Source organism: Bradyrhizobium algeriense, from assembly GCF_036924595.1.
In the GTDB taxonomy this organism is placed as follows: Bacteria; Pseudomonadota; Alphaproteobacteria; order Rhizobiales; family Xanthobacteraceae; genus Bradyrhizobium; species Bradyrhizobium algeriense.
Genome location: NZ_JAZHRV010000001.1, coordinates 6,559,250 through 6,581,921, shown reverse-complemented (window position 1 = coordinate 6,581,921; position 22,672 = coordinate 6,559,250). Strand labels below are relative to the sequence as shown.

The following is a 22,672-nucleotide window of genomic DNA, read 5'->3' as shown; positions in this document are numbered from 1 at the left end:
ACATTTGAAAAGTGCGGCTCCATGAGCCGCCCTTTTGTTGTGGATACGCAGTCAGCCGTTACCCGGAAGCACCGCATTGCTCGGCGTCCGCCGGTCGGTGATCTGCAGTCCGAACAGGCTGCCGATCAGTTCGACGGCGACACGCGCCGTACGGCCGCGTTCGTCGAGGAACGGGTTGAGCTCGACGATATCGACCGAGCGCACCAGATCCGAATCGTGCAGCAGCTCCATGATCAGATGCGCCTCGCGATAGGTCGCGCCGCCCGGCACCGTGGTGCCGACGCCGGGCGCGACCGCGGGATCGAGAAAGTCGACATCGAAGCTTAGATGCAGCACGCCATTTTTGGCGCGCACGCGATCGATGACTTTGCGGATCAGCACGCCGACGCCGAATTCGTCGATCGCGCGCATGTCGGCGATCGCGATGCGGCGCTCGAACACCAGTTGCTTCTCGAGCGGATCGATCGAGCGGATGCCGAACAGGTCGAGCTGGTCGGGGCCGATCGATGCGCGCGGATGGTTGCCGAGCAGCCCGTCGAGGCCGCCCTCGCCGCACAGAAAGGCCGCCGACATGCCGTGCATGTTGCCGGTCTCCGTCGTCTGCGGCGTGTTGTAGTCGGCATGCGCATCGAGCCACAGCACGAACAGCGGCCGGCCCTGCTCGTGCCAGTAGCGCGCAACGCCGTTCACCGATCCCATCGACAACGAGTGATCGCCGCCCATGAAGATCGGAACGGCGCCGGAACTCGCCAGCGAATAGGAACGCTCGCTGAGCTCGCGGATCCAGCCTTTGATGGTGTCGTAATATTTGGCATTCGCCGGCGGCGGGCCCTCGTCGGGAGCAACGCCGGGTTTGGCCATGTTGCCGTGATCCTCGACGGCAAAGCCGAGCTGATTGAGGATGCGGCCAATGCCCGCGGTGCGCAGCGCGTCCGGTCCCATCAAGGTTCCGAGTTGCGAAGCCCCGATCTCGATGGGGACGCCGAGCAGGGCGATGCGGGCAACGTTGCCGTCGGACATGGAGCGCCTTTGATGAATCGCAGAAAAGGTAGGGTGGGCAAAGCGAAGCGTGCCCACCATTTCGAGGTAATGATCGGATACATGGTGGGCACGGCGCAAGGGCGCCTTTGCCCACCCTACAAGAGAGCCGGCACTTTAATGTTCCGCTACGCCTTGAAATAGGCGATCTGCGTCGTCGTCGCGAGCAACCGCCCCGACGGCGACCACAATTCGCCGTTCTGGTCGCCATAGCTCCTGTGGAAGATCTTGGCATCCGCCACAGCCAGCACCCGCGTGATATCCTCGGCCGCGAGGTCTTCCGACGCCGTATGGAAATACGTCGTGATCGATACCGTGCCGAACGGCATCAATTCCCGGCGCGCCAGAAATACCCGGCCGAAGAACGCGTCCGACATCGACATCAGCGACAGCATGTCGATCTTTCGCGGCACGTGATCGCCGATCCACTGCTTCGAGTACGCATCGACCGGTGGTGACGCCGGCGAGCCGTAGAAACTCGGTTCGCCCTCGACGAAGCGGAAATCATACTGGTGCGTCCACGTCATCGGCGTGTTCGGGAACGCGCGCGCCTGCTCGAACGGCGTAGCGCCGGGAAATTTTGCCTGCTGGTGCGACCAGGACGGACGGCGCTCGGCGAATACGGCGGTTGCCAGCGTCGCGACATCGCCGCCGCCCTGCGTCATCTCCACGCACCAGTGCTGGCTCGAACGGTTGGCCTTGACCAGGCGAACGTCGAGATCGAAGCCGCCTTCGGCCACCGGCGCGCAGAAATTCACGGTCAGCGACAGCGGATCGCCCGCCCGCTGCGGATGGTCGATCAGCGCGCGCAGGATGGTGGCGGCCGTGCAGCCGCCGAACGGCCCGACAAAGGCCCAGTAGTCCGGGCTGGTCCTGCCCTGCCAGCAGCTATCGCCGGCGGTGACGCGTGTGGCGTCGTCGAAAAGATGCGGGGCTTTTGTCAGCATTGATACTCTTCGATCTTGAGAGGCGCGGCGGGTCGCCGCAAGTGCCGTCATTGCGAGCGGAGCGAAGCAATCCATCGCGCCGCAAGCGGAGGAATGGATTGCTTCGTCGCTACGCTCCTCGCAATGACGGCGGATGGAGTATCGCGACTCTTTTGCCGAATTCAATGACGCCCGAGGTAATGGATTTCCGCCCGCCGGGATTTACCGCGTCGCCCCGCGCTGGGCGCTTGGCTCCGGCACCGGCGCGGCCGCGCGCACCGGCACGTGCCAGATATCTTCGGCATACTCCCGGATGGTGCGGTCGGAGGAGAACCACGGCATCCGCGCGACGTTGAGGATCGAGGCGCGGGTCCAGGCCGGCACCACCTGCCAGCGGGCGTCGATGCCGCGCTGCGCCGCGTAGTAGGAATCGAAATCGGCCGAGACCATGTAGTGGTCGAGATAACGCAGCGCGTGACCCATGGAGGCAAAGCGGGCGGGATCGTCGGGCGAGCACGCGCCGCCCTCGATGGCGGTGATGGCCCGCGCCAGCCGCGGCGAGCGGCTGATCACGTCGGTCGCATCCAGGCCCTGCTTGCGCCGGACCATGACGTCGCCGGCCTCCATGCCGAAGATCGCGATGTTCTCCGCGCCGACATGGTCGCGGATTTCGATATTGGCGCCGTCAAGCGTGCCGATGGTGAGCGCGCCGTTGAGCGCCAGCTTCATGTTGCCGGTGCCGGAGGCTTCCATGCCGGCGGTCGAGATCTGCTCGGAGAGATCGGCGGCCGGAATGATCACCTCTGCAAGGCTGACATTGTAGTCGGCGAGGAAGACGACCTTGAGCCTTCCTGCGATGACGGGGTCGTTGTTGACGACTTCGGCAACATCGTTGATCAGCTTGATGATCAGCTTGGCATAGCGATAGCTCGCCGCCGCCTTGCCGGCGAAGATCTTGACCCGCGGCACCCAGTCGCGCTGCGGCTCGTCCTTGATCGCCTGATACAGTGCGACGGTCTCGACGACGTTAAGCAATTGCCGCTTGTATTCGTGGATGCGCTTGATCTGGATATCGAACAGCGCCGACGGATCGATCTTGATGCGGAGCCGCTCGTTGATCAGCCGCGCCAGCGCCAGCTTGTTCTGGTGCTTGACGTCGCGAAACCGCTGCTGGAACGCGTTGTCGCTGGCGCGAGCCTCGAGGCGCTCGAACAGGGAGAAGTCGTCGAGCACTGCCTCGCCGCAGACCTCGCGCATCAGGCCGGTCAGCTTCGGGTTGGCGAGCATCAGCCAGCGGCGGAAGGTGATGCCGTTGGTCTTGTTGGTGATGCGGCCGGGATAGAGATGGTTGAGATCGTGGAACACGGTCTCCTTCATCAGGTCGGAATGCATCGCCGAGACGCCATTGATGCGGTGCGAGCCGACGAAAGCGAGTTGCCCCATCCGCACCCGCCGTCCGGACTTCTCGTCGATCAGCGACACCGAGGCGCGGAAATCGATGTCGCCGGGGCAACGCTGTTCGGCCATCGCCAGATGCGCGACATTGATGCGGTAGATGATTTCGAGATGCCGCGGCAGCAGCCGCTCGAACAGTTCGACCGGCCAGGTCTCCAGCGCTTCCGGCAGCAGCGTGTGGTTAGTGTAGGACAGCGTCGCCACCGTGAGCTTCCACGCTTCGTCCCAGCGGAAATTGTGCAGGTCCACCAGGATCCGCATCAGCTCGGTGACGGCGAGGCTGGGATGGGTGTCGTTGAGCTGCACCGCGACCTTGGAGGGGAGGTTGCGCAACTGCCCGTCGGACGCAAGGTGCCGCTTGATCAGGTCCTGCAGCGAGGCCGAGACGAAGAAATATTCCTGCCGCAGCCGCAGTTCGCGCCCCGCAGAGCTCTCGTCATTCGGATAGAGGAATTTGCAGATCGATTCCGCGCGCGCTTCCTCGGCGACGGCGCCGAGATAATCGCCGGTGTTGAAGACATCGAGCCGCAGCGGGTCGGGCGCGCGCGCCGACCACAGCCGCAGCGCATTGACGTGCTGGCCGCGCCAGCCGACGATCGGAGTGTCGTAGGCGACAGCCTGCACGGTTTCCGCCGGACGCCAGGTGGCGCGGTCGCGGCCGCGGTCGTCGACGTGGTCGACAAAGCCGCCGAAGTGGATGTGGTAGACCACCTCGGCCCGCTGGAATTCCCAGGGGTTGCCAAAACTCAGCCATTCGTCCGGGTATTCGTGCTGCCAGCCCTGCGCGATGATCTGGCGGAACAGGCCGAAATCGTAGCGGATGCCGTAGCCGATGGCGGGAATCGCCAGCGTCGCCATGCTCTCCATGAAGCACGCCGCGAGCCGCCCGAGGCCGCCATTGCCGAGCGCCGCGTCCGGCTCGCATTTGCGCAGGTCGTCAAGCCCGACGCCGAGATCGCCGAGCGCCGCCTCGAACACCGGCAGCAGGCCCATATTGTTCAGCGCGTCGGTGAACAGCCGCCCGATCAGGAATTCGAGCGAGAGGTAATAGACCCGCTTGCTGCCGGCGTCGTAGCTCTCCTTCTCGGCCGTCAGCCAGCGGTGCACGATGCGGTCGCGCAGCGCCAGCGCCGCGGCCTTGTACCAGTCGCGCCGTGTCGCCATGCCGGCGTCCTTGCCGATCGCAAGCCGGAGCTTGGCGAGGATTGCGCCCTTGATTTCGGCCAGCGACAGCTCGTCGATCGGCTGATCCAGCGCCGGATAACTGGTCGGATGGTTTCCTGGGATTTGTTCCTGCAATACGTCGATTCCTGCGATTGAGACTCAGAACGAAGATACGCGCCTTGCCCGGCAATCGAAACGCCGGAGTATGCCGGAGTGCGTTGTGCACTGCGCTGGTATGATTTTATGCAAGGACCGGGCCGATTTCGCGGCACCGGCGGCTGCCTTTGGTGATATAATCGAGTGCGGAAGCCGAGGGATCGCTGGGATAACCGGGTGCCAGTGCGCGATGGAAACGCGTGCCGCCAGAACGGGAGGCTTGCCATGAGATTGACGATCGAGATCGTCGCCGCTGCGTTGTTGGTCGTCTGCATCAGTGCGACCAGCGCCGCCTTTGCCGCCGGCAAGGCCGGCAAGAGCGCCGACGGCCTGAGCTGTTCCTTCAGCGTCGCGCAAGGCGCTTCGCCAGCGGCGCGCTGCGCGGCGATCAAGCGGCAGTGTGGCGGAAAATTCTACGCCAATTACTGCGGCGACAAGCTGCTCTCGGCGATGTGAAGGATTGAGCCCCGGACGGTTCATGCCGTGGCGCCGTGCCAGCCTTCGCCTTCCTCGGCAAGTCCGGGGTAGCGGAGATAGAGCTTTTGCAGCAGCTCGAAATGCAAGGCGGACGATATCTCGTCGAGAGGCTTGGCAAGCAGGGCCCGATCGTCGCTGTCGAGGGCGGACACGATCGCATTCGTGCGGTCGATCGCGTCGGCCGCTTCCAGTAACAAGGTCCGGATCTCGGTAGCCTGCGTCGCGTCCATCGTCCTCGGTTCTTTGCGGCAACTCACCGAAAGACAATCTCTGATAGGGGATATTTTGCTGCTCTACCAGAACAAATTAAGAACACTTTAGCAAGTGTTTGATATATCATTGTGATTCGGCGCACCGCCGGCACAACATCTATGGTCTATCCGAGTTTGTGAGGACTACATGTCCACCATCGCCTACGATCAGTTCGCTCTCACCCGTATCGCCGATTTCGCGCGCTCGCTGTCGCGCCTGCATCAGGCCTCACGCCGCCGGCTCGTCGACGACGACGCGATCGACCGCGAGTTCAACGCGGTCTGCATGTCGGTGTGGGGCTATACCACGGACGATTTCAGCGACGAGCTGTTTTCGGTCGAGGACCACGCCTTTCTCGACGCGCTGGATGAAACGCAGGCACGAATCTTTGCCGCCGAACAAGGCTACGACCTCGTCGACGATCAGGGCATGCTGACGGACTGGTGGGGCTATTGCTGGATGATCCTGGCCGAGAAGCGCGGCCTGCTGACGCCGGAAAACCGCGCCGCGGCGCGTGCGGCGATCGAGGAAAAATATCTGTCCGCGCCGAACGTGATCGGGGTCATCGTCGGGCGGTAATGCTGGCGTCAGCTACGTGAATGCTGCGAGCGGGGCCCATGCTACTTTGCATGGGGTTGTTTTCGCAATTTTGTGTTTGGGCTCCGCGGTGACTGCGGGCGGCCTTATCGCACTTCCGCTCGCTTCGCCGCTTTCGGTACAGCCGGCTTCGGAATCGAGGCGGTCGGCAGGTCGTCGTCGCGTCGTGCTTCGGGCAGCGGCGCGTTGCCGGCGACCATCTCGGCGCTGACAGGCGCGACCTTCATTTCGCCGAGCCGGGCGCGGACATCTGCCGTGAGGCCGGGATAGGAGGCGACGGGGGTGAACTCCGCCGTCTGGTCGGCCCCCAGGCGGACGCCGGTATAGGCCACCAGGCCGTCGGTGGTGGCAACGACATCGCCGGAGCGCAGCGAGGTATCGAGCGTGAGATCGACCGGCGCCAGCCCGGACGGGCTTCGGCCGTTGCAGGTGCAATCGGCGCGCAGCGCCTTGCGATAGGCGAAGGCGTTTTCGCTGTCGGCATAGCGCTCGCCATTGCCTGCGGTCGCGCTGTCGATATGGCTGCCGTAAAAGACCTTGGTGACGCTCGCCGGGCAGAAGGCCTGGCAGGTCTGAACCGGTGTGGCGTTGCCGCGCATGGTCAGCGGAAAATATTTGCCGTCGCAGCTTCGCACACAGAAGGCAGGCCCAGACCCCGCAACGCGCGGCGCCGGCGCGGAATGGGCCGGTTGATTGGTGCCGAACGGATCGGCGAAGAAGTTCGCCTGCGCGGGGGCTTGCCGCGCCTGCGGCTTTTGGGCGCCGCCGAACAGGAAATCGAACAGACCTTCGGCGGAGACGCTGCCGGGTGCCAGCGCAAGCGAGCCCGCAAGGGTGGCGGCGGTCGCAAATGTCGCGCGGCGCCGCACGCGCGAAAAAGCCAACTCTGTACGCAACGCCAACTCCACCCCACCAACGCGCTGAAGCGCCATAGACTTCAGTTCGGGGTAACCTTAACGGGGGATGGTAAACGAGCTTTTACCGGGGGCGGGAAGGCGGAAAAGAAATGCGGGCTTCTTCTTGTCTCGCCCCGCAAAAGAGCGGGCGAGGGAGTAGAAGTCGCAATCACCCCTTCAAAAATTCACCGGCCTTGTAGAGTGAACGAAACTCCAAGCCGGCTTCCGCGAACGTTTCGGTCGCGCCTTCCTCGCGGTCGACCATGGTCAACACCAGCACGATCTCGCCGCCGGCGTCGCGCACGGCTTCCACCGCCTTCAGCGCCGAGCCGCCGGTCGTGGTGACGTCCTCGACGATGACGATGCGCTTGCCCTGCAAGGTCTCGCCCTTGGCAAGCCCCTCCACCGCGAGGCGGGCGCCATGTTCCTTCGGCTTCTTGCGCACGAAGAAGGCGGCGATCGGGTGACCCTTGAGCCAGGACAGCTGCGCGATCGCGCCCGCCAGTGGGACTGCGCCCATCTCCAGCCCGCCGACGAAATCGAGGTTGTCGTCCTTCAGCGCCTCATAGGTCAGCTCCGCCAGCAGCGCCGCGCCTTCGGGGTCGAGCATGGTCGGCTTGAGGTTGAAGTAGAAGTCGCTCTTGCGGCCCGAGGCCAGCGTGATCTCGCCGCGCCCGAACGAACGCTTGCGGATGATCTCGGCGAGGCGGGCGCGGGAGGCGGATTTGGACAAGGCGGTTTCCCCGGGGTTTCAGGCCGGGCGCAATCTATCGGCGCTGCCAGGCACATTCCAGCGCTGATCTCGTGCCGTCAACAGGGCACGGTGTCCCGCGGCGGCCCGATGAACGCAGGGACGGCATTCGGAAAGGACCGTTGTAAGGCCCTTTGGTTCCGCGCTACGGGAGGGCCAAAGCTTCTACCAAAGCTTCTCTTGGGGGAAACCGTAAATGACGATCGAACTGCACACCTGGAACACGCCGAACGGCCGCAAGATCTCGGTAGCGCTGGAGGAAATGGGGCTGCCCTACAAGGTGATCCCGGTGAACATCACCAAGGGCGAGCAGAATGCACCCGCCTTTCTCAAGCTCAGCCCGAACAACAAGATCCCCGCGATCGTCGATCCCGACGGCCCCGGCGGCGAGCCGGTCAGCATCTTCGAATCCGGCGCGATCCTGCTCTATCTCGGCGAGAAGACCGGCAAGTTCCTGCCCAAGCCGCTTGCCGAGCGTATCCCTGTCTATGAATGGCTGATGTGGCAGATGGGCGGCTTCGGCCCGATGCCGGGTCAGGTGCATCATTTCATCGCGCTGGAGAACGAAACCGACCGCGCCTACGGCCTCAAGCGCTACATGGCCGAGACCCGTCGTCTCTACGGCGTGCTGGACCGCCGGCTGGAGGGGCGCGAATTCGTCGCCGACGCCTTATCGGTTGCGGACTTTGCCATCCTCGGCTGGGCCTGGCGCCACCCGCGCCACAAGGTCGAGCTGAAGGATTTTCCGAACGTCGAGCGCTGGTACAACGCCCTGATGGCCCGCCCGGCGACCAAGCGCGGCATGGAAGCCAAGCTGGATTAGCGGACGCGCTTTGCTTTTCCCTTCTCCCCTTGTGGGAGAAGGAAGGAAGATCACGCCCGCCTCGCTTCAAACGCCATCTTCACGGCAAGCCCCGCCAGCACGGTGCCCATCAGCCAGCGCTGCACCAGAAGCCAGCTCGGCCGCGTGCCGAGAAAGCGCGCGATCGATCCCGCTGCGAGTGCGATCATGGCGTTAACACTGACGCTGATGACGATCTGGATCGCGCCCAGCGCCAGCGACTGCGTCAGCACGCTGCCGACGGCGGGATCGATGAACTGCGGCAACAGCGCCAGATACAGCATCGCGATTTTCGGATTGAGCAGATTGGTGACGAACCCCATCGCGAACAATTTGTGCGGGCCGTCGACCGCGAGCTTCTTCACCTGAAACGGCGAACGCCCGTTGGGTTTCAGCGCCTGCCACGCCAGCCACAGCAGATAGGCGGCGCCGGCGAAGCGGAGCGCGTCATAGGCGTAAGGCACCGCAAACAACAACGCGGTAATGCCGAACGCCGCGCACAGCATGTAGAACACGAAGCCGAGGGCTACGCCGCCGAGCGACACAATCCCCGCTGCCGGCCCTTGCGTGATCGAGCGCGAGATCAGGTAGATCATGTTCGGCCCCGGCGTCAGCACCATGCCGAGCGAGACCAGCGCGAAACCGAGCAGCGTTGCAATGTGAGGCATGGGGGACTCGCGGGCGGAATGCGCAAGTTTCTAGCGCGCGTCGGACCGCGATGTCATTTCGTATATTGCTCCGAGGACATTTCTGTCGATGACAGCGTGGCTAATGCGCCTCTTCCCAATTATTCGCGGCGCGCGCGTCGACCTGCAGCGGCAGCGAGAGCAGCACCGCGGGGAAAGGCGCGTCCTGCATGACGTGCTGCACGACCGGAAGCGTCGCCGCGACCTCGTTGTCGGGCACCTCGAAGATCAGTTCGTCATGCACCTGCAAGAGCATCTGCGCGGAAAGTTTCTTCGCCGCCAGCGCGTCTTCCATCCGGATCATGGCGCGGCGGATGATGTCGGCGGCGGTGCCTTGCAGTCGCGCATTGATCGACGCGCGTTCGTTGAAAGCGCGAACCGACGCGTTGGAGGCCTTGATGTCGGGGTAGTACATCTTGCGGCCGAACAGCGTGGTGACATAACCGTTCGTGCGGCATGATTCCTTGGTCTCATCCATATAGGCGCGGATGCCCGGAAAGCGCTCGAAATACTTCTTGATGTAGGCGGAGGCTTCCTCGCGGGCGATGCCGAGCTGGTTCGCCAGACCAAATGCCGAGATGCCGTAGATGATGCCGAAATTGATTGCCTTCGCCCGGCGGCGCACCTCGCCCGGCATGTCCTTGATCGGCACGCCGAACATTTCGGACGCCGTCATGGCGTGAATGTCGAGCCCGTCGCGGAACGCCTGCTTCAGCACGGGGATGTCGGCGATCTCGGCCAATAGCCGCAATTCGATCTGCGAATAGTCCGCCGACACCAGCTTGTGGCCGGGCGTCGCGATAAAGGCGCGGCGGATCTTGCGGCCGTCCTCGGTGCGAACAGGAATGTTCTGCAGGTTCGGCTCGTTCGACGACAGCCGCCCCGTGGTGGTCGCTGCCAGCGCATACGTCGTGTGCACGCGATGGGTCTGTGGATGCACATATTCCGGCAGCGCGTCGGTGTAGGTCGATTTCAGCTTCGACACCTGCCGCCATTCCAAAATCTTCCTCGGAAACTCATGACCCTGTTCGGCGAGTTCGTCGAGGATCTGCGCCGAGGTCGACCATGCGCCGGTCTTGGTCTTGGTGCCGCCGGTTATTCCCATCTTGCCGAAGATGATGTCGCCGATCTGTTTGGGGCTGCCGACATTGATCGGCTCGCCGGCGATTTCCTGCAGCTCGGCCTCGACGCGGGCCGCGGTCTGGGCGAACTCGCCCGACAGCCGCGACAGCACCTGGCGGTCGATCGAGATGCCGCGCCGTTCCATTCGCGCCAGCACGCTGACCAGCGGCCGTTCGAGCGTCTCGTAGACCGTCGTCATGTGTTCGGCGGCGAGCCGCGGCTTCAGCACGCGATGCAGCCGCAGGATCACGTCGGCGCTTTCGGCCGAATAGGAGGCTGCCTTGTCGATTGGAACCTGATCGAAGGTGAGCTTGTTCTTGCCGCTGCCGGTGAGCTCGCCATAGTTGACCACAGCGTGTCCGAACCAGCGTTCGGCCAACGACTCCAGCGCATGCGAATTGCGCCCGGCATCGAGCGCATACGACATCAATTGCGCGTCGTCGATATTACGTAACGTGACGCCATGCTGAGCCAGCATCACGGCGTTGAACTTGATGTCGAAGCCGATCTTGAGAATGCCTGCCGATTCCAGCAGCGGCTTCAGCGCCGCCAGCGCCTCACTGGCCTTGATCTGGTCGGGCGCGAGGCCAGCGTCGAACAAGCCCGCGCCGCCGCCCGACTGCTTGTGGGTGAGGGGCACATAGCAGGCGTCGTTCGGCGCCAGCGCCAGCGCGATACCACAGATGTCGGCCTGCATTGGATTGTCGGAGCTCGCCTTGGCGTTGATCGCGAAAGTGCCCGTATCGTAGGCGCGCGCGATCCACGCTTTGAGTTCATCCAGGTTGCGGATGGTCTGATACTTGCTGCGGTCGACCGGCAGTTTGCGCGCGGCTTCGGCGCGGGCCGCGGCGAGTGAGATCGGCGCTCCCTTAAGGCTCGCGGCCTTATCCTGTTTGTCAGCGCCCTTGTCCGGCGCGGTCCCTCCCTTGCCCGAGGGCGCAGCGGGAGAGGAGCCGGGAGCATCGAACAGCGTCGCTCCCTCGGAATAGCCCTCCGGCTTCTTGCCTGATGGCGGCACTGCGAAAACGCTCGCGCCGCTCTTGTTACCCGCATCGGCCTCCACGTCGGCCGGGTCGATCTGCGAATATTCGGCGACGCGGCGGGTGAGGGTGGAGAACTCCATCGCCTTGAGGAAGGCGATCAGCTTGCGAGCATCCGGCTCGTGCACGGCGAGGTCGTCGAGCGGCACTTCGAGATCGACCTTGTCGTCGAGCAGCACCAGCTGCCGCGAAATCCGCGCCTTCTCGGCGTTCTCGATCAGCGCCTCGCGCCGCTTCGGCTGCTTGATCTCGCCGGCGCGGAACAGCAGTTGTTCCAGATCGCCAAACTCGATGATCAATTGCGCCGCGGTCTTGACGCCGATGCCGGGCACGCCGGGCACGTTGTCGGTGGAATCGCCGGCCAGTGCCTGCACCTCGACCACCTTCTCCGGCGGCACGCCGAATTTCTCGATCACTTCGGGAATGCCGATCCGGCGATCCTTCATGGTGTCGTACATGGTGACGCAATCGGTCACGAGCTGCATCAGGTCCTTGTCCGAGGACACGATTGTGGCGGAAGCCCCGCGCTCGCAGGCGATGCGGACGTAGGTCGCGATCAGATCGTCGGCCTCGAAGCCGACCTGTTCCAGACAGGGCAGGTCGAACGCGCGCACCGCCTCGCGGATCAGCGCAAATTGCGGGATCAGGTCATCCGGCGCCGCTGTCCGGTGCGCCTTGTAATCGGGATAGAGCTTGTTGCGAAACGTGATCTCGGATTTGTCGAACACGACCGCCAGATGCGTCGGCCGGTTATCCTCCGGCATTTCGCGGAGCAGCTTCCACAGCATGTTGCAGAAGCCGAGCACGGCATTGACCTGCAGCCCGTCGGATCTGCGGTTTAGGGGCGGCAGCGCGTGATAGGCGCGGAAAATGTAGCCGGAACCGTCGACCAGAAAGACATGGTCGCCCTTGCCAGGCTGTTTGGCGGGCGCCTTGGCAGGGGTTTTGGCGGCGGGAGCGGGTTTCGCGGCGGCTTTGGGGGCTGATTTCGGCATGGCCGAAATTTAGGGATTTTTGCGCGGATTGACAGCCTTGGGAGGTGGATTTTGAGCCCAATACACACCCGTCGTCACCCGCACACACCCGTCATCACCCCCGAAAGCGGGTGATCCAGTACGCCGAGGCGGCCGTGTTCAACTGAGGGAGCCCGGCGTACTGGGTCGCCCGGTCAAGCCGGGCGATGACAGCTGAGATGCGGATACAGAACCTACTCCGCCGGCTGCAAGGCCGGGGCGGCCTTTTTGGGCGCGATCCAGAAGGCGGTGGGGCGCTCGAACAGGAAGTCGGCCCGCAGCGCCAGGGCCAGCCGCCAGATCACCACTGCACCCGCAACACCCGCAACGGTGACGATCAGCGAGATCACCCCGATATCGGCGATCAGGCCCGTCTTCAGCAGCAGCGTTCGGGTCACCGCCATCGGCAGGAAGAACGCGAGATAGATGACGATGGAGTGTTCGCCGCAATAGCGCAGGAAGTTCAGCCACTGCATCCGCGCCAGCAGCGTGCCCATGACGATGATGGCGCCGGCGCCGGCGAACCCGAGCGCCAGCGAGATCAGCGGCCAATGGCTGACGTCCGACATCACGAGGCCACCATTGACGAGCGTCCACAGCGCCAGTCCAATCAGCGCCAGCGCCGGCTTCTCCCGCGAACGATCCGCAAGCGCGAACACGTAGGAAGCAAACAGATAGCCGGAATAGAAATAGACGAAGCGTCCGCAAAATTCGTCGATCACCGTCCAGCCGGTCACGACATGCGCCGTCTCGAGCGCCGCGGCGACGAGCCAGATCGCGATGGCGGGGATGTCGCGTGACAGTTTTGTGACGACGAAGAATACCGGCAACAAATAAATGAACCACAGCGTGCCGAACGGCTCGACGAAGGATTCCAGATACAGCAACCCGACATGGCGCCAGCCTTGTTCGGCGGCGAACCCTGGCGCCTTGAAGCCGAACTGGATCGTCATCCACAGCACGTAGAAATAGGCGAAGTGCAGGACTTTGCGATCGAGATAGGTGCGCCAGTCGCGATCGATCACGACGGCGAGAAAAAGGCCCGAAATCAGGAAGAAGTCCGGCATCCGGAACGGCTGCGCGAACATGACGAACGCATGCATGAAACCGGTGTCGCCGGCCGCCTTTTCCACGCCGAGCACCGAATGCATCATCACCACCATGACGATGCAGATGCCCTTGGCGTAGTCCACCCAGTCGATGCGGGTGGAACGGTCGGTGGCGGATGTGCCGTTTAAAGTCATCGGTGTCCCTTTTCGGCGCGAGGCGGGCGCATCTTCGGCCCGATCCGTTGCTTTCTCCTTTATCCATACAAGTGACATGCCGGCTTTCTGCGCTTTTTCCGGTTTCCCCTTTGCTGAAAAATGCTCTAAGACGCCCGCGAATTCGGGATTGGCGTTAACCATCAAATACGGACTGTTTTCATGCGAATCGCCATGATTGGCACGGGCTATGTGGGGCTGGTATCCGGCGCCTGCTTTGCCGATTTCGGCCACCAGGTCACCTGCGTGGACAAGGATGTCGGCAAGATCGAAGCCCTGCGCAGGGGTGAAATCCCGATCTTCGAGCCCGGGCTCGATGCCCTGGTGGCGTCCAACGTCAAGGCCAAGCGGCTGGATTTCACCACCGATCTGAAGGCGCCGGTCGCGGAAGCCGACGCCGTGTTTATCGCGGTCGGCACGCCGTCGCGGCGCGGCGACGGCCACGCCGACCTGACATACGTCTACAGCGCCGCGCGCGAGATCGCGGCTGCGCTGTCCGGCTTCACGGTGGTGGTGACAAAATCGACCGTGCCGGTCGGCACCGGCGACGAGGTCGAACGACTGATCCGCGAAGCCAATCCGTCGGCCGAGGTCGTGGTCGCGTCCAATCCGGAATTCCTGCGCGAGGGCGCCGCGATCCGCGACTTCAAATTCCCCGATCGCATCGTGGTCGGCACTGATGATGAACGCGGGCGCAAGGTGCTCGGTGACGTCTACCGGCCGCTGTCGCTCAACCAGGCGCCGCTGATGTTCACCGCGCGGCGCACCGCGGAGTTGATCAAATACGCGGCCAACGCGTTCCTCGCCACCAAGATCACCTTCATCAACGAAATCGCCGATCTGTCGGAGAAGGTCGGCGCCGACGTCCAGCAGGTCGCGCGCGGCATCGGGCTCGACAACCGCATCGGCGCGAAATTCCTGCACGCCGGCCCGGGCTTCGGCGGCTCGTGTTTTCCGAAGGATACCCGCGCGCTGGTCAAGATCGCGCAGGACCATGATGTGCAGTTGCGAATCGTCGAGGCCGTGCTCGGCGTCAACGACATCAGAAAGCGGGCGATGGCGCGCAAGGTTTCCAATGCCGCTGGCGGCAACCTGCGTGGCAAGACGGTCGCCGTGCTCGGTCTCACCTTCAAGCCCGACACCGACGACATGCGGGAGGCACCGTCGATCCCGCTGGTCACCGGCCTGCTCGACATGGGCGCGAAAGTGCGCGCGCACGACCCGGTCGGCATGGAGCAGGCGAAGAAGGAACTGCCCGAGATCGAATATTGCGCCGACCCTTACGAATGCGCGCGCGGCGCTGATGCGCTGGTAATCGTCACCGAGTGGGTCCAGTTCCGGGCGCTCGATCTGGCCCGCCTCAAGGCCGAAATGGCGCAGCCAGTCGTGGTGGATTTGCGCAACATCTACCGTCCCGAGGACATGGCCGCCCACGGGTTTACGTATGAGAGCGTCGGGCGCGTGACGACTTGATCTTCCTTCCCTTCTCCCCTTGTGGGAGAAGGTGGCTTCGCGAAGCGAAGACGGATGAGGGGTCTCTATCCGCGGAGACAGACCCCTCACCCGTCTCGAATGAGCTGACGCTCATTCGATCCACCCTCTCCCACAAGGGGAGAGGGGAAGAGAGCCAATGATACGAGCCGCAATTGCCCCGCACCTTCGACACGCCTCTACCGATCGACGCGGTGCTCGACGAACTTGGCCGCACGCTCGCGGCAAACAACGCCGCGGTACTGGTGGCCCCTCCCGGCGCCGGCAAGACCACGCGGGTGCCGCTGGCGCTGCTCGACGCGCCCTGGCTGAACGGCAAAAAGATCATCATGCTGGAGCCGCGACGGATCGCCGCGCGGGCCAGCGCCGAGCGCATGGCACGGACGCTCGGCGAGCGGGCAGGGGAAACCGTCGGCTATCGCGTCCGTTTCGGTTCAAAAATATCGCGCGCGACGCGGATTGAGGTCGTCACCGAGGGAATCTTCTCGCGTCAGATTCTCGACGATCCCGAACTATCAGGCGTCGCCGCCGTGCTGTTCGACGAGTTTCACGAGCGTTCGCTCGATGCCGATCTGGGCCTGGCGCTGGCCCGCGATGCGCAGACCGGCTTGCGCGAGGATTTGCGCATCCTGGTGATGTCGGCGACGCTTAACGGCGCGCGGGTCGGCAAATTGCTTGGCGACGCGCCGGTGGTGGCGAGCGAAGGCCGCGCCTTTCCGGTCGAGACGCGCTATCTCGGCCGCAAGGCGGATGCACCCGTTGAGCGGCAGATGGCGGATGCGATTGCGACCGCGCTGCGCGTCGATCCCGGCTCGGTGCTGGCGTTCCTGCCGGGTGCCGCCGAAATCCGCCGCACGCAAAATTTTCTCGGCGAGCGCGTTCATGATGCGAGCGTCGAAATCGTGCCGCTCTTCGGTGCGCTCGATGCTGCCGTGCAGGACCGCGCCATCGCGCCGGCGCCGAAGGGCAAGCGCAAGGTCGTGCTGGCAACCTCGATCGCCGAGACCTCGCTGACCATCGAGGGCGTCCGCATCGTCGTCGATTCCGGCCTGGCGCGGGTGCCCCGCTACGAGCCAGACATTGGCCTGACCCGGCTGGAAACCGTGCGCGCCTCGCGCGCCGCGGTCGATCAGCGTCGCGGCCGCGCCGGCCGCACCGAGCCCGGCGTGTGCTACCGGCTGTGGGACGAGCCGCAGACCGCCTCGCTCGCCGCCTACACCCAGCCCGAAATTCTCTCCGCCGATCTTTCCTCACTGGTGCTTGATCTCGCGCAATGGGGCGTCCGTGACCCGGCGACCTTGGCGTTTCTCGATTCCCCGCCGGCGCCGGCCTTGAAGGAAGCCAACAGCCTGCTGCACGAACTCGGCGCGCTCGATTCGGATGGCCGGATCACCGCGGAGGGCAAGAGCCTGCGGGCGCTGGCGCTGCCGCCTCGGCTGGCGCGCATGATCGTGGATTCGCATCGGCTGGGGGCGGGCGAGGAGGCGGCCGACATCGCCGCCATCCTGACCGAGCGCGGCCTCGGCGGCGACAGTGTCGATCTCGATGCCAGGCTCGACCAGTTCCGCCGCGACCGCTCGCCGCGCGCTTCCAGCGCCCGTAGCCTCGCGCAGCGCTGGGCGCAGCAGGTGGCTTCGACGGAAGGGCCGGCTGGCGAGGACGCCTCGCCCTCCACCGGCATCATGCTGGCGCTGGCGTTCCCCGACCGCGTTGCGCGCAATCGCGGCAATGGCAGCTTCGTGCTCGCCAATGGCCGTGGCGCCGCCGTCGAGCAAACCTCGTCGCTGGCACGCGCGCCCTATATTGCGGTTGGCGAACTCACCGGCACGGCGGCCCAGGGGCGCATTCTGCTGGCGGCGCCGATCGCGCAAGCCGATATCGAAGCGCGCTTCGCCGATCAGATCGAGGATACCGAAGAGACTTCGTTCGATCGCGGCGCGATGGCGCTGCGCGGGCGCCGCAAGCGGACGCTGCACGCGATCACGCTATCGGAAGCGCCGATCGCGCTGTCGCCCTCGGCGGAAACCGCGCGCATTTTCGCCGCAGGATTGGTTGCGGCCGGTATCGACAAGCTGCCGTGGTCGAAATCCCTGAAGCAGTGGCGCGACCGCGTGATGTTCCTGCGCAAGGCGGAAGGCGATAGCTGGCCCGACCTGTCGGACACTGCGCTCGCTGCCGACTGCGAGAACTGGCTGGTTCCTGTTCTGTACGACAAGACCTCGCTGAAGGAGCTTTCCCCCGCCGATCTCTCGGACGCGCTGATGGCATTGTTGCCGTGGGAATTGCGCGCGCGGCTGGAGCGCGAAGCACCGACGCATTTCGAAGCGCCGACCGGCACCATGCTGGCCATCGACTATGAAGCCGAGCAGGGCCCGACCATTGCCGTGCGCTTGCAGGAATTGTTCGGGCTCAACACCCATCCCTCGATCGCCAAGGGCGCGGTGCCGCTGGTGCTGGAATTGCTGTCGCCAGCGCAACGTCCCGTGCAGGTGACGCGCGACCTTCCGGGCTTCTGGCGCGGCAGCTATGCCGCCGTGCGCTCCGACCTGCGCGGCCGCTATCCCCGCCACCCCTGGCCGGAAGACCCGGCTACCGCGCTGCCGACCCGCCGGGTCAAGCCGCGCGGGACGTAAACGCGCGCCCGTTAACGCTTCGCTCATCCTTTTCGTCAAAATGGCAGCCTCGGTCGCGTCTGTTAAGTCGCGGCTTGGCCCCTGGCGTGGTGTTATCGGTGGTCTGGGAATCGAGTGTGGCGTAATGCGTAACCTGATGATCCTTGCCGCCGTCCTGGTCGGTCTCGGCACCTACATGGGGCAGATGGCGGACAAGATGTCGCTGGCGCCGGCCTCGGCCAGCACTTCGCCGAAAACAGCGCCCGCGCAAACGGTCGCGCAGGCCTCCGGCCGCAGCCTCGACATTCCCCGCGACGCCCGCGGGCATTTCCAGACCGACGGCCACATCGACGGTCAGCGCATGAATTTCATGGTCGACACCGGCGCCTCGCTGGTGGCGCTGAACGAAAAGTCCGCGGCGCGGTTTGGCTTCCGTCCCTCACGCAGCGACTACAACGCGACCGTCACCACCGCCAACGGCACCATCAAGGCCGCGCGCACGAGGCTTGCGATGATCGAACTCGGCGGCCTTGTGGTGCGCGACGTCGACGCCGTGGTGCTGCCCGACGAGGCGCTGTCGGAGAACCTGCTTGGCCTGTCGTTCCTGTCGAAGCTGAAGCGGTTCGAATACGCCAACGGCAGGCTGGTGCTGGAACAGTAAGGTTTACCGGCTACCAATCTGCCTTAATTAGCTGCCACAAGGCGCTACTCCCGCCTATCGCCCGGCCCGCGTATTCGCTATGGCTGCGGTGTTCCCTTAAGCATTTTCACGACAAGGCAGCTCATGTTCCCCAAGCCCAAATCCATGCTGGTTCCGAATACCTATGAGTTCGAATCCGGGCCGATGGTGAAGGCAACCGGCTTTCGCGAATACGACGCGCGCTGGCTGTTCGAGAAGGAAATCAACCTGATGGGTATTCAGGCGCTGGGCATGGGGCTCGGCGCGCTGATTGCCGAACTCGGCGTCAAACAAGAAATCGTTACCGGCCATGATTTTCGCGGCTATTCGGCCTCGATCAAATACGCGCTGATCTCAGGCCTGATGGCGGCCGGCTGCAAGGTGCACGACATCGGGCTGGCGGTGACGCCGATGGCCTATTTCGCGCAGTTCGATCTCGACGTGCCCTGCGTCGCGATGGTGACGGCCTCGCACAACGACAATGGCTGGACCGGGGTCAAGATGGGCGCCAACCGTCCGCTCACCTTCGGTCCCGACGAGATGACGCGGCTGAAGCAAATCGTGCTCAACGCCGAGTTCAACAACAAGGCGGGCGGTTCCTATCAATTCCACGAGAATTTCCCGGCGCGCTACATCGCCGATCTCACCAGCCGGCCGAAGCTGAAGCGCAAGCTGAAAGTCGTGGTCGCCTGCGGCAATGGCACGGCCGGCGCGTTCGCGCCGCAGGTGATGGAAGCGATCGGCTGCGAGGTGATTCCGCTCGACACCGAACTCGATCATACGTTCCCGAAATACAATCCGAACCCCGAAGACATGGAGATGCTGCACGCGATCCGCGATGCGGTACTCAAGCACAAGGCCGATGCCGGCCTGGGCTTTGACGGCGACGGCGACCGCTGCGGCGTGGTCGACAACACCGGCGAGGAAATCTTCGCCGACAAGGTCGGCGTGATGCTGGCGCGCGACATGTCGGCGATCCACAAGGATGCGCAGTTCGTGGTCGACGTGAAATCGACCGGACTTTTCGTGACGGACCCGGTGCTGCAGAAGCAGGGCGCGAAGACGGCCTATTGGAAGACCGGACATTCCTACATGAAGCGCCGTACCAACGAGATGGGCGCGCTGGCGGGGTTCGAAAAATCCGGACACTTCTTCTTCAACAAGCCGTTCGGCCGCGGCTATGACGACGGCCTCGTCTCGGCGATCGCGATCTGCGAGATGCTCGATCGCGCGCCGGACAAGTCGATGGCGGACCTGAAAGACGCGCTGCCGAAAACCTGGTCGTCGCCGACGATGTCGCCGCATTGCGCCGACGAAACCAAATACGGTGTCGCCGACGCCGTGGTGAAGCATTTCGAGGCGTTGCAGAAAAACGGCGACAAGGTCGCGGGCCAGAAGATCCGCGACCTCGTCACCGTCAACGGCGTTCGCGTTACCGTCGAGGACGGCAGCTGGGGTCTGGTGCGGGCGTCATCGAACAAGCCGGAACTGGTGGTCGTGGTCGAGAGCCCCGTCTCCGAACAGCGCATGCGCGACATGTTCGAGGCGATGGATTCCGTGCTGCGCACGCATCCGGAAGTCGGCGCGTATAATCAGAAGATTTGAGGGGCGGACGGTGTTTGCCTAACACGCGCTCGTCATCCCCGCGAAGGCGGGGATCCAGTACGCCGCGGCTTTCCTGTTAGGTCGCTGAAGTCTCTGGAATACTGGATCGTCCACCCCAGTGCGCAATTGCGCACAAGGCGGACGATGACAGTGTTCTCGAATTCTTACGCCACGTGCAGCGAGTCCAGGAAGCTGTCGACCTCGGACTTCAGCCGGTCGGATTGCGACGACAGACCGTTCGCAGCATCCAGTAGCTTCGATGTTGCCCGGCCGGCCTCTTCGGAAGCACGGCTAACACTGACAATGTTGCCGTTGACGTCCCGCGTACCGTTGGCCGCCTGCTGCACATTGCCGGCGATTTCCCGCGTCGCTGCGCCCTGTTGATCGACGGCGGCGGCGACTTCATTGGATATCTCGTCGATCTCGGCGATGGTTCCTCCGATAGCCTGGATGGCGCTAACGGCCTGGCTGGTGGCCGTCTGGATGTCCTGCACCTGCGCGGAGATTTCTTCCGTTGCCTTCGCGGTCTGATTGGCCAGCGCCTTGACTTCGCTCGCCACCACCGCAAATCCCCGTCCATGTTCGCCGGCGCGGGCGGCTTCGATCGTGGCGTTCAGCGCCAGCAGGTTGGTCTGGCTCGCAATGCTCTGGATCAGCGTGACGACTTCGCCGATCTTCTGGGTGCCGGCGGCAAGCCCCTCAACCACGGAGTTGGTGCGGCGAGCCTCTTCGGCGGCCTTGTTGGCGATTTCGGCGGAGCGCGTCACTTGCTGGGCAATGTTGCTGATGGAGGCCGTCAGCTCCTCGGTCGCCGCCGCAACCGTTTCCACGTTCGACGAGGCCCGGGTCGAGGCGGCCGCCGCCTCTGCGGTATGCCGCGTGGTTTCCGCATTGCTCTTGCTCATCAAGGTGGAGAGGCCCTGCACCTCGTTGGCGGTTAACGCGACCGCCTCGACGATGCTGCCGATCTTGCGCTCGAAGCCCGCGGCGAGTTCGCGGCGCGTCGCGTCGCCGTCCTGCTTGGCCTGCCGTTCGGCGGTCATCCGATCGATATTGGCTCGGGCTTCGGCGGCATTTGCCGCTTCCGCCTCGGCGGTCTTCTGCGCGGTCGTCTCGAACAGGCCGGACAGCTTCACCGCCAGCCAGCTCAGCACGCCGGCCTCGATCAGAAGAATGACGGCGTGAAGCACGACGCGGCCGAGATCGGCGCCGCCGGGATAAACCGCCGCCGGAAGCAGGAAGTTCAGCACCAGATGATGCAGCGCGACCGCGACCGCGCCGGCGAGGATCGGGCGATAGTCGCAATAGGCGAGGAGACATGCCAGCGTGGCGAAGAAATACATGTGCGTGTCGACCTGCCAGGCATGGCCGGCGAGCTGGAAGGTAAACACCGACACGCTGCCCATCAGGGCGACGCCAAAGATCAGCCGCGTCGAAAGCCCGTTACCCGAGGTGCGCCACGACACGGTCGCAGCCAGCGCCATCGCCGCCGTCAGCGCGGTTGGCGCCAGCCAGTCGCTATCGCGCATCAGGCCGATAGCGAGCGCAATGGGAACATGAAGCCAGAGCAATCCCAGCAAGGCCTTGCTGGTGGTTTCGCGCAAAGCTGCAAGATCATCACTTTCAGTGGTCATTTCCGGATTCCCAATATGCATTCAATAAATAGCTGCTTTGTTTGTGAAACAGGCCGCGATCGCTTGCGGATCGATTACGAACCAGGCCCCGGCCTCGTGCAGCCGTGACAATCCCTCAACGCCGTCGGGCCGCACCACCAGCAGCGATGGAACGGCGGTCACGCGGACGATTGCTGCATTGGCTGAAGCGGCGGCCGAGAAGGCCTGCTGAGAATCCCACCAAACGGGAAATGCTACGGCCACGACTTCGGTGCCTGGGCGAGCCTGAAAAGACAGTGCTGCGACGCCGATGAAGCTGGCGATCAGCAACAGCACGGCGTTGAGCCATGCGGGCCATCGGTGGCTGAGTGTGGCATTCCGACCCATCCGCCGTGTCTATGGACACAGGGCTAATGTTCGGTGAACGGACCCGCTCCGTAGAATTACGGAGGTTACTTACGCCGCCGGCACCGGCAGCGCCGTCACCGACTTGATCTTCTCCATCGCAAAGCGCGAGGTGACGTTCTTCAGCGGCACGGCGCTGATCAGCTTTTTGTAGAACACGTCATAGCTCGCCATGTCGGCGACCACGACGCGCAGCATGTAATCGACGTCGCCGGCCATCCGGTAGAACTCCATCACCTCGGGCATGGCGCTGACGGCGCTGGCGAAGGTCTTCAGCCATGCCTCGGAATGGTCGGAACTCTCGACCGAGACGAACACCGAAATGCCCAGCCCGATCTTGTTCTGGTCGACCAGCGCGACCCGGCGCAGGATCACGCCGTCGGCCTCCAGCCGCTGGATGCGCTTCCAGCACGGCGTCGACGACAGGCCGACCCGGTCCCCGATCTCGGCGACCGACAAGGAGGCGTCCTCCTGCAGCACGGTCAGGATCTTGCGGTCGATGGCATCCAGGCGGCGGTTGGCTTCAGGGAGCTGAATGGCTAGGTCGGTCATGAGAAGAATGTTCCATACGGGAGGGTCCATCCCCTAATA

Annotated in this window: 19 protein-coding genes; 7 read left to right on the top strand and 12 right to left on the bottom strand. The window is 64.1% G+C overall.

Annotation, left to right across the window (positions count from 1 at the left end; all coding sequences use genetic code 11):
* Positions 1-51: 51 nt before the first annotated feature.
* The 3 genes from rocF to V1286_RS31710 form a co-directional block, all read right to left on the bottom strand.
* On the bottom strand, positions 52-1,020 hold the full coding sequence (gene rocF / locus V1286_RS31720; protein ID WP_334486483.1) for an arginase: 969 nt from the start codon (positions 1,018-1,020) through the stop codon (positions 52-54).
* Between the two features lie 146 nt (positions 1,021-1,166).
* Positions 1,167-1,985, bottom strand: coding sequence for an acyl-CoA thioesterase (locus V1286_RS31715; RefSeq protein ID WP_334486481.1), 819 nt, complete (start codon positions 1,983-1,985; stop codon positions 1,167-1,169).
* 201 nt (positions 1,986-2,186) lie between these two features.
* Positions 2,187-4,727, bottom strand: a complete 2,541-nt coding sequence (locus tag V1286_RS31710; RefSeq protein WP_417021294.1) for a glycogen/starch/alpha-glucan phosphorylase — start codon at positions 4,725-4,727, stop codon at positions 2,187-2,189.
* Positions 4,728-4,964: 237 nt separating this feature from the next.
* Here V1286_RS31710 and V1286_RS31705 point away from each other — a divergent pair, with 237 nt between their 5' ends.
* Positions 4,965-5,195 carry a hypothetical protein gene (locus V1286_RS31705; RefSeq protein ID WP_334486476.1) on the top strand — a complete coding sequence of 77 codons (231 nt, stop codon included), beginning with the start codon at positions 4,965-4,967 and terminating at the stop codon, positions 5,193-5,195.
* A gap of 20 nt (positions 5,196-5,215) precedes the next feature.
* Here V1286_RS31705 and V1286_RS31700 read toward each other — a convergent pair whose 3' ends face one another.
* Positions 5,216-5,446, bottom strand: a complete 231-nt coding sequence (locus V1286_RS31700; RefSeq protein WP_334486473.1) for a hypothetical protein — start codon at positions 5,444-5,446, stop codon at positions 5,216-5,218.
* 169 nt (positions 5,447-5,615) lie between these two features.
* On the opposite strand from V1286_RS31700, the gene V1286_RS31695 reads away from it, so the two are divergent.
* Entirely contained in the window at positions 5,616-6,047 is a 432-nt protein-coding gene (locus V1286_RS31695) for a hypothetical protein (RefSeq protein ID WP_334486471.1), read from the top strand.
* A 104-nt stretch (positions 6,048-6,151) separates the two neighbouring features.
* Here V1286_RS31695 and V1286_RS31690 read toward each other — a convergent pair whose 3' ends face one another.
* Together V1286_RS31690 and pyrE are read right to left on the bottom strand one after the other, a co-directional pair.
* Positions 6,152-6,961: a DUF2865 domain-containing protein gene (locus tag V1286_RS31690; RefSeq protein ID WP_334486468.1), complete on the bottom strand. Its 810-nt coding sequence runs from the start codon at positions 6,959-6,961 to the stop codon at positions 6,152-6,154.
* Between the two features lie 169 nt (positions 6,962-7,130).
* A complete protein-coding gene (gene pyrE / locus V1286_RS31685; RefSeq protein WP_214489055.1) occupies positions 7,131-7,694 on the bottom strand; it encodes an orotate phosphoribosyltransferase in 564 nt (187 codons plus the stop codon).
* Between the two features lie 214 nt (positions 7,695-7,908).
* Between pyrE and V1286_RS31680 the strand changes: the two genes are divergently transcribed.
* On the top strand, positions 7,909-8,535 hold the full coding sequence (locus tag V1286_RS31680; RefSeq protein WP_334486463.1) for a glutathione S-transferase family protein: 627 nt from the start codon (positions 7,909-7,911) through the stop codon (positions 8,533-8,535).
* A gap of 50 nt (positions 8,536-8,585) precedes the next feature.
* On the opposite strand, the gene V1286_RS31675 is transcribed toward V1286_RS31680, so the two are convergent.
* The 3 genes from V1286_RS31675 to V1286_RS31665 all read right to left on the bottom strand — a co-directional run bounded on the left by V1286_RS31675 (position 8,586) and on the right by V1286_RS31665 (position 13,658).
* Positions 8,586-9,221 carry a LysE family translocator gene (locus V1286_RS31675; RefSeq protein WP_334486460.1) on the bottom strand — a complete coding sequence of 212 codons (636 nt, stop codon included), beginning with the start codon at positions 9,219-9,221 and terminating at the stop codon, positions 8,586-8,588.
* Between the two features lie 100 nt (positions 9,222-9,321).
* A complete protein-coding gene (gene polA, locus V1286_RS31670) occupies positions 9,322-12,396 on the bottom strand; it encodes a DNA polymerase I (RefSeq protein ID WP_334486458.1) in 3,075 nt (1,024 codons plus the stop codon).
* A 212-nt stretch (positions 12,397-12,608) separates the two neighbouring features.
* Positions 12,609-13,658 carry an acyltransferase family protein gene (locus V1286_RS31665; protein WP_334486455.1) on the bottom strand — a complete coding sequence of 350 codons (1,050 nt, stop codon included), beginning with the start codon at positions 13,656-13,658 and terminating at the stop codon, positions 12,609-12,611.
* 180 nt (positions 13,659-13,838) lie between these two features.
* On the opposite strand from V1286_RS31665, the gene V1286_RS31660 reads away from it, so the two are divergent.
* From V1286_RS31660 to V1286_RS31645, 4 genes are all read left to right on the top strand, one after another.
* Entirely contained in the window at positions 13,839-15,149 is a 1,311-nt protein-coding gene (locus tag V1286_RS31660; RefSeq protein ID WP_334486452.1) for a UDP-glucose dehydrogenase family protein, read from the top strand.
* A 173-nt stretch (positions 15,150-15,322) separates the two neighbouring features.
* Positions 15,323-17,800 (top strand): ATP-dependent helicase HrpB, encoded by a 2,478-nt coding sequence (hrpB, locus tag V1286_RS31655; RefSeq protein WP_334486450.1) that lies wholly within the window; start codon positions 15,323-15,325, stop codon positions 17,798-17,800.
* Positions 17,801-17,924: 124 nt separating this feature from the next.
* Complete coding sequence (locus V1286_RS31650; protein ID WP_334486447.1) at positions 17,925-18,440, top strand: TIGR02281 family clan AA aspartic protease; 516 nt, start codon at positions 17,925-17,927, stop codon at positions 18,438-18,440.
* Between the two features lie 123 nt (positions 18,441-18,563).
* The gene (locus tag V1286_RS31645) at positions 18,564-20,063 is read left to right on the top strand and encodes a phosphomannomutase/phosphoglucomutase (RefSeq protein ID WP_334486444.1); all 1,500 of its coding nucleotides are present in this window, start codon (positions 18,564-18,566) and stop codon (positions 20,061-20,063) included.
* A gap of 164 nt (positions 20,064-20,227) precedes the next feature.
* Here the strand turns inward: V1286_RS31645 and V1286_RS31640 are convergent, their stop codons facing one another.
* The 3 genes from V1286_RS31640 to V1286_RS31630 form a co-directional block, all read right to left on the bottom strand.
* Positions 20,228-21,697, bottom strand: a complete 1,470-nt coding sequence (locus V1286_RS31640; RefSeq protein WP_334486441.1) for a methyl-accepting chemotaxis protein — start codon at positions 21,695-21,697, stop codon at positions 20,228-20,230.
* A gap of 21 nt (positions 21,698-21,718) precedes the next feature.
* Entirely contained in the window at positions 21,719-22,012 is a 294-nt protein-coding gene (locus V1286_RS31635; protein ID WP_108512793.1) for a hypothetical protein, read from the bottom strand.
* A gap of 120 nt (positions 22,013-22,132) precedes the next feature.
* Positions 22,133-22,633, bottom strand: coding sequence for an Lrp/AsnC family transcriptional regulator (locus tag V1286_RS31630; RefSeq protein ID WP_334486436.1), 501 nt, complete (start codon positions 22,631-22,633; stop codon positions 22,133-22,135).
* Between the last annotated feature and the right edge of the window lie 39 nt (positions 22,634-22,672).